The organism is Micromonospora sp. II (assembly GCF_001709195.1).
Lineage (GTDB): Bacteria > Actinomycetota > Actinomycetes > Mycobacteriales > Micromonosporaceae > Micromonospora > Micromonospora chalcea.
Map to the genome: position 1 here is coordinate 182,455 of NZ_LYXF01000057.1, position 13,101 is coordinate 195,555.

The 13,101-nt window shown below is 74.2% G+C and carries 14 protein-coding genes; 7 read left to right on the plus strand and 7 right to left on the minus strand.

Annotated features, from left to right (window positions below; genetic code table 11):
• Nucleotides 1–62: 62 nt before the first annotated feature.
• Nucleotides 63–1,385 carry a ribonuclease D gene (locus A8711_RS24135; protein ID WP_069089381.1) on the minus strand — a complete coding sequence of 441 codons (1,323 nt, stop codon included), beginning with the start codon at nucleotides 1,383–1,385 and terminating at the stop codon, nucleotides 63–65.
• A gap of 234 nt (nucleotides 1,386–1,619) precedes the next feature.
• Here A8711_RS24135 and A8711_RS24140 point away from each other — a divergent pair, with 234 nt between their 5' ends.
• Together A8711_RS24140 and A8711_RS24145 are read left to right on the plus strand one after the other, a co-directional pair.
• Nucleotides 1,620–3,209 carry a S1C family serine protease gene (locus A8711_RS24140; protein ID WP_069089382.1) on the plus strand — a complete coding sequence of 530 codons (1,590 nt, stop codon included), beginning with the start codon at nucleotides 1,620–1,622 and terminating at the stop codon, nucleotides 3,207–3,209.
• 93 nt (nucleotides 3,210–3,302) lie between these two features.
• A complete protein-coding gene (locus A8711_RS24145; protein WP_069089383.1) occupies nucleotides 3,303–4,106 on the plus strand; it encodes a hypothetical protein in 804 nt (267 codons plus the stop codon).
• A gap of 64 nt (nucleotides 4,107–4,170) precedes the next feature.
• On the opposite strand, the gene A8711_RS24150 is transcribed toward A8711_RS24145, so the two are convergent.
• Nucleotides 4,171–4,740, minus strand: a complete 570-nt coding sequence (locus A8711_RS24150) for a DUF3000 domain-containing protein (RefSeq protein ID WP_043325643.1) — start codon at nucleotides 4,738–4,740, stop codon at nucleotides 4,171–4,173.
• A gap of 172 nt (nucleotides 4,741–4,912) precedes the next feature.
• On the opposite strand from A8711_RS24150, the gene hemE reads away from it, so the two are divergent.
• From hemE to hemQ, 3 genes are read left to right on the plus strand one after another with little or no spacing between them, the layout of a single operon-like run.
• On the plus strand, nucleotides 4,913–6,004 hold the full coding sequence (hemE, locus tag A8711_RS24155; RefSeq protein ID WP_043325641.1) for a uroporphyrinogen decarboxylase: 1,092 nt from the start codon (nucleotides 4,913–4,915) through the stop codon (nucleotides 6,002–6,004).
• A gap of 9 nt (nucleotides 6,005–6,013) precedes the next feature.
• On the plus strand, nucleotides 6,014–7,423 hold the full coding sequence (hemG, locus tag A8711_RS24160) for a protoporphyrinogen oxidase (RefSeq protein WP_069089384.1): 1,410 nt from the start codon (nucleotides 6,014–6,016) through the stop codon (nucleotides 7,421–7,423).
• On the plus strand, nucleotides 7,420–8,121 hold the full coding sequence (hemQ, locus tag A8711_RS24165) for a hydrogen peroxide-dependent heme synthase (protein ID WP_043325639.1): 702 nt from the start codon (nucleotides 7,420–7,422) through the stop codon (nucleotides 8,119–8,121). Before hemG ends, hemQ begins: the two co-directional genes overlap by 4 nt.
• 96 nt (nucleotides 8,122–8,217) lie before the next feature.
• Here the strand turns inward: hemQ and A8711_RS24170 are convergent, their stop codons facing one another.
• The 3 genes from A8711_RS24170 to A8711_RS24180 all read right to left on the minus strand — a co-directional run bounded on the left by A8711_RS24170 (nucleotide 8,218) and on the right by A8711_RS24180 (nucleotide 10,215).
• On the minus strand, nucleotides 8,218–9,336 hold the full coding sequence (locus A8711_RS24170; protein WP_069089385.1) for a lytic polysaccharide monooxygenase: 1,119 nt from the start codon (nucleotides 9,334–9,336) through the stop codon (nucleotides 8,218–8,220).
• A 106-nt stretch (nucleotides 9,337–9,442) separates the two neighbouring features.
• Nucleotides 9,443–9,886, minus strand: a complete 444-nt coding sequence (locus A8711_RS24175; protein WP_069089386.1) for a GNAT family N-acetyltransferase — start codon at nucleotides 9,884–9,886, stop codon at nucleotides 9,443–9,445.
• Between the two features lie 68 nt (nucleotides 9,887–9,954).
• Entirely contained in the window at nucleotides 9,955–10,215 is a 261-nt protein-coding gene (locus tag A8711_RS24180) for a hypothetical protein (protein ID WP_030503017.1), read from the minus strand.
• A gap of 155 nt (nucleotides 10,216–10,370) precedes the next feature.
• Here A8711_RS24180 and A8711_RS24185 point away from each other — a divergent pair, with 155 nt between their 5' ends.
• Nucleotides 10,371–10,646 carry an isoamylase early set domain-containing protein gene (locus tag A8711_RS24185; protein WP_043325634.1) on the plus strand — a complete coding sequence of 92 codons (276 nt, stop codon included), beginning with the start codon at nucleotides 10,371–10,373 and terminating at the stop codon, nucleotides 10,644–10,646.
• An 8-nt stretch (nucleotides 10,647–10,654) separates the two neighbouring features.
• Here A8711_RS24185 and msrB read toward each other — a convergent pair whose 3' ends face one another.
• Nucleotides 10,655–11,065: a peptide-methionine (R)-S-oxide reductase MsrB gene (gene msrB, locus A8711_RS24190; protein WP_030503019.1), complete on the minus strand. Its 411-nt coding sequence runs from the start codon at nucleotides 11,063–11,065 to the stop codon at nucleotides 10,655–10,657.
• A 47-nt stretch (nucleotides 11,066–11,112) separates the two neighbouring features.
• Here msrB and ligD point away from each other — a divergent pair, with 47 nt between their 5' ends.
• Nucleotides 11,113–12,138 carry a non-homologous end-joining DNA ligase gene (ligD, locus tag A8711_RS24195; RefSeq protein WP_069089387.1) on the plus strand — a complete coding sequence of 342 codons (1,026 nt, stop codon included), beginning with the start codon at nucleotides 11,113–11,115 and terminating at the stop codon, nucleotides 12,136–12,138.
• A gap of 18 nt (nucleotides 12,139–12,156) precedes the next feature.
• Here ligD and A8711_RS24200 read toward each other — a convergent pair whose 3' ends face one another.
• A complete protein-coding gene (locus tag A8711_RS24200; RefSeq protein ID WP_069089525.1) occupies nucleotides 12,157–13,002 on the minus strand; it encodes a hypothetical protein in 846 nt (281 codons plus the stop codon).
• Nucleotides 13,003–13,101: the final 99 nt, after the last annotated feature.

Genomic DNA, 13,101 nt, shown 5'->3' on the forward strand with positions numbered 1-13,101 from the left:
CTCGCCAGTAACCAAACGCGGCACCACCCCCCGCGTGGCCCACCTCACACCTGCCACCGACGTTACTGCTGGGGGGTGCGCAGCGCCTCGGTAAGAGCGGGCAGTAGCAGGCCGATCTGCCACTCCCGGGCGCCGAAGGCGCGCAGCGCCTCCGCGACGGTGTCGTCGGTGATCTCCTCCGGCGGCTGCCACGCCAGCCGGCGGATCGAGTCCGGCGCGATCAGGTTCTCCGCCGGCAGCCGGTGCGCCCCGGCGGTGCCGACCACCACCTCCCGGGCCCGGGCCAGCCGCCCGGCCGCCACCGGGTCACGCTCGGCCCAGCGGTGCGGCGGAGGCGGCCCTTCCACGGTCGGGCTCACCGGCAGCGCCTCGTCCGGCAACTGACGCGCGTCGTCGAGCGCCGCCAGCCAGGTACGTGCCAGCCGGCGCACCGAGCGCCCACCGAAACCGGGGAGCGTGAGCAGCGTCTTCTCGTCCTTCGGGTCCAGCTCGGCGGCGGCCACGATGGCCGAGTCGGGCAGCACCCGGCCCGGCGCGGCGTCCCGACGGGCGGCGATCTGGTCCCGCGCGTACCAGAGGGACCGCACCCGGGCCTGGGCGCGCGCGCCGCGTACCCGGTGGATGCCGGACGTGCGCCGCCACGGCTCGGCGCGCACGCGCGGCGGACGGGCGCCGTTGCGCACCAGCGCGTCGAACTCCTCCGCCGCCCAGCCGGACTTGCCCTGCCGCCCCAGCTCCTCGTCCAGCGCGTCGCGCAGGTCCACCAGCAGCTCGACGTCCAGCGCCGCGTACGTCAGCCAGGACTCCGGCAGCGGCCGGCTGGACCAGTCCGCGGCGGAGTGGTGCTTCTCCAGGCTGAACCCGAGCAGCTGTTCGGTCAGCGCGGCCAGGCCGACCCGCTCGAATCCCGCCAGCCGGGCGGCCAGTTCGGTGTCGAACAGCCGGCGCGGGCGCAGGCCCAGCTCGGCCAGGCAGGCGAGGTCCTGGCTGGCCGCGTGCAGCACCCACTCGGTCTCGGCGATCGCCTCGTCGAGGGCGGACAGGTCGGGCAGCGGCAGCGGGTCGATGAGCGCGGTGCCGGCGCCGACGCGGCGCAACTGCACCAGGTAGGCGCGCTGGCTGTAGCGGTAGCCGGAGGCGCGTTCGGCGTCCAGGGCCACCGGGCCGGTGCCGCCCGCGAAACGGGCCACGACCTCGTTCAACTCGGCCGGTGTGGCCACCGGGGCGGGCGTGCCGTCGCGCGGCGCGGTCAGGGGGACGGCCGCGCCCGGCTCGGTCTCGGTCCCCGCGTCCGCCGGCTCCGGCAGGGCCGACGTCGGATCGGCGGAGACCTCTCCCGTACGGCTTTCGGCGGCCCGACGGCGCAGGGGTGGTTCGTCGGTCACCTGACAACCCTAGTAGGCCGGACGATCCGGTGTGCGCAGCCGGTCCGGCGCGTGTCGGCGCGGTGTCCGTCAGGTGTCCGGAACGAACCGGGTTGCGGGGCCGTGAGAGGGTCGGACAGCGGGGGAGACAAAGCCCGTTTCCGCCGGTACGGTCCATCGAGCCGCGAGCGGCGCACAGGGCCGGACGACAGCGGTCGGGGGCGTCGGCGAAGCCGACGGGGAGGACGGTCGAGCATGACAGGCGGGTACGGAACCGGCGACGGCGTGCCGGGGCAGGGCGGTGACCCGACGGCCGATCGGCCGGGCCCGCTGCCGCCGCGCTTCGACCCGCCCGGCGGTCCGGCTCCACTGTCCGGGTCGACCGTGCCCGGGTCGGCAGCGGGCGGTGGCGGTCCGGCGTGGAGCGGCACCCCCGGCCACGCGGCGCCGGGCACGGGCTACCCGACCACGTCGCCGGGCGCGGGCTACCCGACCACGTCGCCGGGCGCGAGCTACCCGGGATCGTCCGGGGGGAGCTACCCGGCGTCCTCGGGCACGAGTTACCCGGCCCCGTCCTCGGGCGCGGGTCATCCGGCGCGGGCGACCGCGCCGCCGTCCGCCGGTTACCCGGGCCGCGCCGACGCGGCCGGGGCGTCGCCGTCGGCCGCCTACTCCGCGTCGTCGGGTGTCGCGACCCCGCCCGCGCCGTCCCAGCCGTCGTTCGGCGCCGCGCCGTCCCAGCCGGGCCCGTCGTCGTTCGGCGGCGCGCCGGCCCAGCCGGGGCAGTCCTCCTTCGGCTCGGCACCGGCCCAGTCCGCCCCGGCCTACCCGGGCCAGGCGCCCGCCGGGTCACAGTCGTTCCCGGGCCAGGCCTCGTCGCCGTACGCGGACCGGCACTCCGGCGCCCCGTCCGGCTCCGGCTCGTCCTACCCGGGCCGGCCGGTCTCCGCGCCCGCCTATCCGGGCCAGCCGGTGTCCGCGCCGTCCTACCCCGCCCAGCCGGCGGCGTACCCGGGTCAGCAGGTCTCCGGCTTCGGCGCGCCGCTCGGCCCGCCGGAGCGCGCCCCCCGGCGCAGCCGGCTCGCGGTGGTGGCGCTGGCCCTGGCCGCCGTGCTTGCGGTGGTCAGCGGCGTGCAGGCGTACCAGATCTACCGGCTCGACGACCGGCTCGCCGCCGCCGACAAGCGGATGGCCGAGGGGCAGGGCGCGGACGCCAGCCGGCTCGACGGCCTGGAGCAGCGCGCCGGCAGCCTGGAGAAGCAGGCCGGAGCCGCCTTCAACCCGGAGGCGGTGGCCAGCGCGGTGCTGCCGAGCGTGTTCCGGGTGCGGGCCGGGCAGTTCACCGGTACGGCGTTCGCCGTCGGCAAGGCCCCGTCCGGCGGCGGCACCACGCTGCTGACGAACTTCCACGTGGTCGAGTCGGTCTTCACCGCCGGTGAGCGCAAGGTGTTCCTGGAGCGCAAGGACCAGCGGTTCGAGGCGACGATCATCGCCACCGACAAGGACAAGGACCTGGCGCAGTTGCGCACCACCGCCAAGTTCGCCGGTCTGGTCGCGGCCAGTGATCCGGTGCGGTCCGGCCAGCAGATCATCGTGGTCGGCGCGCCGCTCGGGTTGCAGGACAGCGTCACCACGGGCGTGGTCAGCGCGTTCCGCGAAGACGAGCGCGGCGGCGGCCCGGTGATCCAGTTCGACGCGCCGATCAACCCCGGTAACTCCGGCGGCCCGGTGATCAACGGCGCCAAGGAGGTCGTCGGCATCGCCACGGCCAAGGCCCGCAACGCCGAGGGCATCGGGTTGGCGGTGCCGATCAAGACCGCCTGCGACCGGTTCCGCCTCTGCTGACCGGTCGCCCACGCCGGTGTGGGGCGACCGCAGCGCATCGACCCCGGCCCATCGGGCCACCCCGCGGGGGACCAGCTCATCTGGAGGAACGACATGTCCTACCCACCGGCCGGGGGCGACAACCCGCCCCCGGCGCCGGGGGGCACGGTCTACGGCAACGTGTACGGCAGCCGGCCCGCGCCCCAGCAGTACGACCCGAACCAGCCCGCCCCGACCCTGCACCAGCCCACCGCGCCCGACGGCGCACCCGGGTACGGCGGATACCAGCCCGCCGCGCCGGGTCAGCCGGGCTACGCGCCGGGCGCCGCTCCGGTGCCCCCGCCGATGTCGGCGCCGCCGGTCTCCGTACCGCCGGTCTCCGGCCCCGGCTACCCGCAGCCGCTGTCGGCCCCGCCGCTGTCCGCCCCACCGGTGTCCGGCCCCGGCTACGGCCCGCCGCCGATGTCCGGGCCGCCCGGCCCCTACGGACCGGCCGGCGGCGCGCCCGCCGGCGGCGGCCGGAGGTGGGCCCCGCTGGTCCTCGGCCTCGTCGCCGCGCTGCTGTTCGTCTTCGGTGGCGTGATGACCTTCCTGTACGTCTCCACGGACGGCGAGCTGGACAAGTCCCAGCGGCTGGTCAGCCAGCGCGACGGCACCATCTCGGCGAACCAGCAGGAGATCGAGAAGCTCAAGGGTGAGCTGAAGACGGTGCAGGAGCGGCTGTCGGACACCCAGCAGGACCTGACCGGCACCAAGAACGACCGGGACGAGCAGGCCCGGCAGAAGAAGGTCATCGCGAGCTGCCTGGACAAGCTGACCACCGCCATCGCCGCCGCGTCGCGTGGCGACCGGGCTGCCTTCGAGGCGGCGAACAAGGGTCTGGACAAGGTCTGCGACGAGGCCGAGAACTATCTCTGACCTGTACTCGCCCGAGGCCGCCCCGGTTCGCCGGGGCGGCCTTCGCGTATCCGGCCGGGTGTGGTCAGGCGGCGCCGGCGGAACGCCGGGGCAGCGCGGTGACGCCGGGCGGCGGCAGGCCGGCCGTGGAGGCCAGCAGCGTGCACCAGCCGAGCAGGTGCGGACCCAGGTCGGCGCGCAGCGGCGTCCAGGAGGCGCGGATCTCGATGTCACCGGCGGCGGGCGGCCCGGCCAGCTCGCCGAACCGGGTGGAGAGCGTCTGGGTGACGGTGCCGCCGATCGCCCGGTGCCCGGCGCCCTGCGCGTCCAGCGCGTCGGTCAGCCAGGTCCAGCCGACGCCCGGCAGCAGCGGGTCGCTGGCCAGGTCGACCTCGAGTTCGGCGGTGACGTACGTGACCAGCCGCAACGTGCCCTGCCACGCCTCGTGCCCGGCCGGGTCGTGCAGCAGGATCAGCCGGCCGGTGGCCACCTCGTCGTCGTCGCGCATCACGGCGGCGGAGAGCGCGAACGCGAACGGGGCCAGCCGCTGGGGCGCGCCGACCTCCTCCAGGATGATCTCCGGGCGGGGTGTCACCGACCGCAGCCCCGCGACCGCGCGAGCGAACGTTTCCGGGAGCGCGATCGGGGGGGCCATGCGGGCAGCCTATGCGCGCCCACCGTACGGCGCGCGACGGCGCGCCGGGTGATCGACGGTTAAGAAGGGGCCCTTCCTCTACCGGAGGCGTTAAGCGGGGGCCCTTCCTTCTACGTCACAAATGCGGACGGTGAGCGCGGGCGCCTGCCGGGGGCGTGGCACGATTGCCGCGATGACCACCGACACCACGGGCACTGCCGCCCGAGACGGAGAACCCCGCCGCGGCGGGCCGGCCGACTCGCCCTTCGTGCGCGCCTGCCGGCGCGAGCCGGGCCCGCACACGCCGGTCTGGTTCATGCGCCAGGCCGGCCGGTCGCTGCCGGAGTACCGCGAGATCCGGGCGAACGTGCCGATGCTGGAGTCCTGCCGCCGGCCGGACCTGGTCACCGAGATCACGCTCCAGCCGGTGCGCCGGCACGGCGTGGACGCGGCGATCCTGTTCAGCGACATCGTGGTGCCGGTCGCCGCGGCCGGCATCGACCTGGACATCGTGCCCGGCACCGGCCCGGTGGTGGCCGAGCCGATCCGTACCGCCGCCGACGTCGAGCGGATTTCCCCGATCGGCCGCGACGAGGTGTCGTACGTGGACGAGGCGGTCCGCCAGCTCGTCGTCGAGCTGGGCGACACCCCGCTGATCGGCTTCGCCGGCGCCCCGTTCACGCTCGCCAGCTACCTGGTCGAGGGCGGGCCGTCGCGTACCCACGCCAAGACCAAGGCGCTGATGTACGGCGACCCGGACCTGTGGCACGCGCTGTGCGCCCGGCTGGCCGAGGTGACGCTGGCGTTCCTCCAGGTGCAGATCGACGCCGGGGTCTCCGCGGTGCAGCTGTTCGACTCGTGGGCCGGCGCGCTCTCCGAGGCCGACTACCGCCGCTTCGTGCTGCCGCACTCGACGTACGTGCTGGGCGGGCTCGCTGACTCCGGCGTGCCGCGGATCCACTTCGGGGTGGGCACCGGCGAGCTGCTCGGCGCGATGGGCGAGGCCGGCGCCGACGTGGTGGGCGTGGACTGGCGTACGCCGCTGGACGTCGCCACCGGCCGGATCGGGCCGGACAAGGCGGTGCAGGGCAACCTCGACCCGACCGTGCTGCTCGCGCCCTGGCCGGTGGTGGAGACCGAGGTGCGGCGCATCGTCGAGCAGGGCCGGGCCGCTCCCGGCCACGTGTTCAACCTCGGCCACGGCGTCCTGCCGGAGACCGACCCCGAGGTGCTGACCCGGGTGGTCGCGCTGGTGCACGAGCTGACCGCGCGACCGGAGCGCTAGGAGGCGACAGTGGTGCGACCGTGGCGGGTGGCGATCGTCGGTGGCGGGATCACCGGGCTGGCCGCCGCCGTCCGGTTTCGCGACCGCGCTCCCGAGGGCACCGAGGTCACCGTGTACGAGCAGTCCGGCCGCCTCGGCGGCAAGCTGTTCACCGGTGAGCTCGCAGGCGGGCCGGTCGAGTTCGGCGCGGAGTCGTTCCTGATGCGCGACCCGGCCGGTGGCGAGTCGGCGGCGGTGACGCTGGCCCGGCGCCTCGGTCTGGCCGAGGCGATCGTGCACCCGACCGTCGGGCAGGCCGCCCTGCTGGTCGACGGCACGTTGCGCCCGGTGCCGGGCGGGACGCTCGTCGGCGTACCCGGGGATCTGGAGAAGGTGGCGGCGGTGGCGCCGCCGGCCGCGGACGCCGACCGCGACGCGGGCCACCCGTTGCTGGCCGACGGTGAGGACACCTCGGTCGGTGAGCTGGTCCGCAAGCGTCTCGGTGACGCGGTGGTGGAGCGGCTGGTCGATCCGATGCTCGGCGGCGTGTACGCCGGGCGGGCCGACGACCTGTCGCTGGTCACCACGATGCCGGCGCTGGCCCGCGCGGCACGCGCCGAGCACACGCTCGTCGGTGCGGTACGCGCCGCGCAGGCCGCCGCGCCGCGCGCGCCCGGCGCCCCGGTCTTCGGCACCCTGGCCGGTGGGCTGAGCACGCTGGTCGAGGCGGCGGCGACGGCGAGCGGCGCGACGATCCTGCGGGGCGCGGCGGTACGCGAGCTGCGCCGCACCCCGTCCGGATGGCGGCTCACCGTCGGGCCGACCCGCGACGCCGAGCACGTCGAGGCCGACGCGGTGCTGCTCGCGGTGCCGGCCCGCCCGGCCGCCCGGCTGCTCGCCGCCGCCGCGCCCGAGGCGGCCGACACGGTGGGCGCGCTCGACTACGCCAGCGTCGCCCTGATCACCCTGGCCCTGCCCGGTCCGGCCCTGCCGGAGCTGTCCGGTTTCCTGGTGCCGGCCGGTGAGGGGCTGACGATCAAGGCGTCGACGTTCTTCACCACCAAGTGGGGGCACCTGCGGCGGCCGGACGGGCTGGCGCTGGTGCGCGCCTCGGTCGGCCGGTACGGCGACGAGACGTCGCTGCAGCTCACCGACGACGACCTGGCCGACGCGGTGCACCGGGAGCTGTCGGCGGTGCTCGGCGCGCCGCTGCCGACTCCGGTGGCCCGGCACGTGCAGCGGTGGGGCGGCGCGCTGCCCCAGTACACGCCCGGGCACACCGCCCGGGTGACGGCGGTCCGGGCGGCGCTGCGCGCCGCGTACCCGACGCTTGCGGTGGCCGGGGCCGGCTACGACGGCGTCGGCATCCCGGTGTGCGTCCGCTCCGGCGAGACGGCGGCCGAAGAGATCATCACGGCACTGGAAGGATCGGCAGCATGACCGAGCAGACCAACGCGGCGCGGCTGCGGGAGCTCAACGAGACCATCCGCTACACGATGTGGTCGGTGTACCGGGCCACCAGCCCGCTGCCGTCGCTGCGGGAGAACGTCGTCGACGAGGTCGAGTCGCTCTTCACCGAGCTGGCCGGCAAGGACGTCACGGTCCGGGGCACGTACGACGTGGCCGGGCTGCGCGCCGACGCCGACCTGATGATCTGGTGGCACTCGTCGTCCAGCGACGCGCTGCAGGACGCGTACCTGCGGTTCCGCCGCACCACGCTGGGCCGGGCGCTCACCCCGGTCTGGTCGCAGATGGCGCTGCACCGCCCGGCCGAGTTCAACAAGAGCCACATCCCGGCGTTCCTGGCCGACGAGCAGCCGCGCCCCTACCTGTGCGTCTACCCGTTCGTGCGCTCGTACGAGTGGTACCTGCTGCCCGACGCGGAGCGGCGCGAGCTGCTGGCCGAGCACGGCAAGATGGCCCGCGGCTACCCGGACGTACGGGCCAACACGGTCGCGTCGTTCGCGCTCGGCGACTACGAGTGGATGCTCGCGTTCGAGGCCGACGAGCTGCACCGGATCGTGGACCTGATGCGTGACCTGCGCGCCTCCGGCGCCCGCCGGCACGTGCGGGAGGAGATCCCGTTCTACACCGGCCGCCGCCGCTCGGTGGCCGACATCGTCAACTGCCTGGTGTGAAAGGAAGGGCACCTTCTTAACGCCTGCGGTAGAGGAAGGGGCCCCGCTTAACACCCCGGCGGGTGTCGAGCAGGGCCCCGACCGGGAAGACCGGCGTCAGGCGGTCGTCGTGCAGGACACGATGCTGGGCACCGGGTTCGTCGCACCGGCCGAGCCGGTGAAGCCGAACGAGGTGCTCGCACTCGGCGCGAGTGAGCCGTTGTAGGCGGCGTTTCGTGCCGTCACCAGTGTTCCGCTCGTGGTGACAGTGGCGTTCCACGCCGAGCTGACCTGCTGGCCGTTCTGGTAGTTCCAGCTCACCGACCAGCCGCGGATCGGCGAGCCGCTGTTGTTCGTCACCTTCACGTCGGCCTGGAAGCCGCCGCCCCACGAACCGGTGATCGCGTACGTCGCGGTGCAGCCGCCGGCCGGGTTCGGCGTGGTCGGCGGCGGGCTGGTCGGCGGCGTGCTCGTCGGCGGCGTGCTGGTGGGCGGGGTGCTCGTCGGCGGGGTGCTGGTGGGCGGCGGGGTGGTCGGGCCGGACCCGCCGAAGTCCACGTCACTGCACAGGTAGTAGGACTGGTCCAGGTGGCTGGCCTGCCAGATGGTGTAGACGATGTGCCGGCCGGTGCGGCCCGGCGCGTTCGCCGGGATCTGGATGGACACGCCGTCGACCTCACGCGTCCACTGGCTGGCCGGGGTGTTGCCGATCTGGCCGACCAGTTCCAGGTCGCTCCAGCGCAGCGGCGAGGTGAGCGCGTTGAAACCCTGCTTGGTCACGTACACCCGGATGTAGTCGGCGCCGTGGCTGGCCTGGTCGAAGAACTTGACCCGGAAGTTGTTGGTGACCGGCACGGTCTTCCACGCGCCGACGGTGTCGAGCGCGTTGTACCGGCCGTTCTGGGTGCGGCCGCCGCTGCACAGCTGCCCGTCCGGGATGGCGCCCTGGTGGTTGCCGGCCACGCCCTCGCGGAACAGGCCGTTCCAGTTCCACATGGCGTTCGGGTCGGCCTGCCACGCCTGCCAGCACATCGGGTCCTGGGTGGCCATGGCCGGGTTCTGGAAGTCACCGCCCCAGCGCTGCCAGCAGCTGTAGGCGCGCGAGGCCGGGTCGACCACCGACCCGTGCGCCGAGGCCGGGCCGGAGAACGCGGTGGTGAGCAGCGCCGCGACGACCGCGCAGACGCCGAGAATCGCCGCCGCGAGCGGTAACGGGCGGCGGTACGGAGTGGACATGGAAAGCCTCCGGGATGGGTGTCGGTGCACGACGCCCGGACTGTCGGGAGTTGCCCTCTCCCGCGTGGCGGCTCCGCCCGCACGTTGCCACAAAAAGTGACAAACGTCAATGAGTTGGGTCGCGGCGCATCGGGGTGTGCGGGATGCCGTCCTCGACGTAACCGGGGCCGTCGACCGTGAAACCGCAGCCCTCGTAGAAGCCCACGAGGTGCGTCTGCGCGTCGAGCACGCACGGCCGGTCACCCACCACCGCGAGGGCCTCGGCCATCAGCGCGCCGGCCAGGCCCGCGCCGCGGGCCGCCGGCGCCACCACCACCCGCCCGATCCGCGCCACGCCGCCGGGGTCGGCCAGGATCCGCAGGTACGCGACCACGGCGCCGTCGCTGCTCAGCCACAGGTGGCGGGTGCCGGGCTCGACGTCCCGGCCGTCCAGTTCCGGGTACGGGCAGGACTGCTCGACCACGAACACGTCGATGCGCAGCCGGAGCAGGTCGTGGAAGGTGCGGGCGTCCAGGTCGGCGAAACCGGCCAGGTGGGACTCGACGGGCATCGGCCCAGGTTAGGCGGCGCCCCGCGGTCCGGCCGGGCCGGGTGCGGGACGGCCGGGGAGCGCCCGCGTCAGGCGGGGCGGGCGCCGACCGCGTCGCGTACCTCGGCGCCCTGCTCGCCCTCGACGGCGCGGGCGCAGTGGGCGCAGCAGAAGAAGCGGCCGGAGACCTCGACGCCGTGGCCGACGATCTTGATCTGGCAGTGCTCGCAGATCGGCGCCATCTTGTGCACCGCGCACTCGAAGCAGTCGAACGTGTGCCGCGACCCGTCGACCGTGCGCACCTCGAACGCCATCCAGTAGTCGTTACCGCAAACCTCGCAGGTTGCCATGCGAAACCCCCCGAAAATGGACCTGTCATCCGAGGGTTGCGCAGACGACACCATCGAGCAACCGGAACCGGCGAACCTGATCCGGCCCTACGGCGAGTCGCTCCCGGCGTGTCGAGCGTTGACTCCGGTGACCGCCGAAAATCCCCGGAGGATCCGTGATCAAGCGCAACAAACTCTTCGGCAACCAGACCCGGGTGACGTTCTCGCTGCCCCGGGACACCCCGCCCGGCACGGTGAGCGTGGTCGGCTGCTTCAACGGCTGGGAGCCCGGCCGGCACGAGCTGGTGCCGCGCCGCGACGGCACCCGTACCGTGACGGTCCGGTTGAAGCCGGGGGAGTACCGCTTCCGTTACCTGGCCACCGGCGGCGTGTGGCTGGACGACGAGGCCGCCGACCGGGTGGACGAGGCCGGCGGCCTGCTGCGGCTGTGACGCCGCCGTCAGCCGGCGCTGGGCTCCAGCCGCACCGAGATCGAGTTGACGCAGTGCCGGGTGTCCTTCGGGGTGAAACCCTCACCCTCGAAGACGTGCCCGAGGTGGCTGTCGCAGCGCGCGCAGCGGATCTCGATCCGGCGCATCCCGAGCGTGTTGTCCGGGATCTCCTTGACCGCGCCCGGGATGGCGTCGTCGAAGCTCGGCCACCCGCAGTGCGAGTCGAACTTGTCCTCGCTGCGGAACAGTTCCAGCCCGCAGGCCCGGCAGTGGTAGACGCCGGGGGTCTTGGTGTCGACGTACTCACCGGTCCAGGGCGCCTCGGTGCCGGCCTCGCGGAGCACCCGGAACTCCTCGGGGCTCAGCCGCACGCGCCATTCGTCCTCGGTACGGGGCAGTTCGTTGTCGGAAAGACTCACCCCTTCACGGTACGTCGGCTGTCGGTGGCATCGCATATGGTCGCGTGATGGCGGGCAAGGGCACGGTCGAAGAGATCGAGGTAGCCGGGCACACGGTGCGGCTGAGCAGCCCCGACCGGGTGATCTTCCCCCAGCGGGGCTTCACCAAGGCCGACGTCTTCCGCTACTACCTGGCCGTCGGCGACGGGATCATGCGCGCCCTGCGGGACCGGCCGACCACGCTCCAGCGCTTCCCTGACGGCATCGAGGGGGAGATGTTCTTCCAGAAGCGGGTGCCGCAGCGGGGGGTACCCCCGTGGGTCCGCACCGCGCGGATCGCCTTCCCCAGCGGCCGCCCGGCCGACGAGCTGTGCCCCGCCGACCTGGCGCACGTGGCCTGGGCGGCGCAGATGGGCACCGTCGTGTTCCACCCGTGGCCGGTGCGCGCCGCCGACACCGACCGCCCCGACGAGCTGCGCGTCGACCTCGACCCGCAGCCGGGCACCGACTTCGCCGACGCGGTGACCGCTGCCGGTGAGCTGCGCGGCCTGCTGGACGAGCTGGGCGTGCCCGGCTGGCCGAAGACCTCCGGTGGCCGGGGCGTGCACGTCTACCTGCGCATCCAGCCGCGCTGGACGTTCGTCGAGGTCCGCCGCGCCACCATCGCGCTGGCCCGCGAGCTGGAACGACGCCGCCCCGAGCTGGTCACCACCGCCTGGTGGAAGGAGGAACGGGGCGAACGGGTCTTCGTCGACTTCAACCAGATGGCGCGGGACCGCACCATCGCCTGCGCGTACTCGCTGCGCGCCAACGCGCGCGCCACCGTCTCCACCCCCGTCGACTGGGACGAACTACCCCAGGTAGACCCGGACGACTTCCACCTGGGCACGGTGCCGGCCCGGTTCGCCGAGCGCGGCGACCCGCACGCCGGCATCGACGACGCCCCGTGGGACATCACGCCGCTGCTGGAGTGGGCCGAGCGGGACGCGGCGGACGGGCTGGGCGACATGCCGTACCCGCCGGAATACCCGAAGATGCCCGGCGAGCCGAAGCGGGTCCAGCCGTCCAAGGACCGCGACCGCCCCCGCCCCTGACGCCTGGGTGACCAGGGCTCAGGCGGGCGCGGTGAGCATGCTCCGGACCGACGCGACGATGTGCCGGGGGCGGCGGTAGAGATCGGTGGCGGTGTAGACCCGCATCCRCCAGCCGTGCTCGGCCAGCCAGTTGAGCCGGGATCGATCGTGGTGCAGCCGGCCGGGATCTAGGTGGGACCGGCCGTCGTACTCCAAGCCGATGCGCCGGTCGCGATAGCCCAGGTCGAGGCGGTAGATCAGGTTTCCGTCCTCGTCGGGAACCCACAGTTGGGGCTCCGGCGGAGGCAGCCCGCCGTCGATCAGCAACAGGCGCAGCTGGCTCTCCTGCCGGCACTCCGAGCGCGGGTCGGCGAGCGCGACGAGTTGCCCGGCCTGTCGTACTCCCCGCAGGCCGGCGTGCCACGCCACTTCGGTGAGCAGGTCCTCGCGGCGGCAGGCGCCGGCACGGAGGCAGAGATCCAGCACCGGCAGCGCGTCCGCCCGCCGGATCACGCGGGCCAGATCCACGGCACAGCGGGCGGCCGGCGCGCAGGGGATGCCGGCGATCTCCACCGCGTCCGGCACCGGCAGCACCGTCTGATGCGTCGCCACGCCCCGGATTCGCCGCGCGCTCACACCGGGCGGCACGATCACGTGCACCCGGTCGTCGGTCACCGCCCCGAACCGGTGCAGTCGCGCGCCGGTGTGGAATCCCGCGACGGTTCCCGGCGGCAACCGCCGGAACAGGGCGCGCAACCGATTCGTCTCGTCGTCCGCGTACCCGTAGACACCCCGGGACAACCGCCCCAGCCGCCCCGCTTCCACCTGGTGCCGTACCGCCGCACGGCTCACCCCACCCGCCAGCAACTCCCCATACCGCCACACCCGCCCACCCTCCCGCCCGCTGCCCTTGGAAAGCCGCCCCTGTGGACAGCCGCCGTCGATCTTGGAGTTGTGGTCGTGCACAAAAGCCGCATCGGCGTC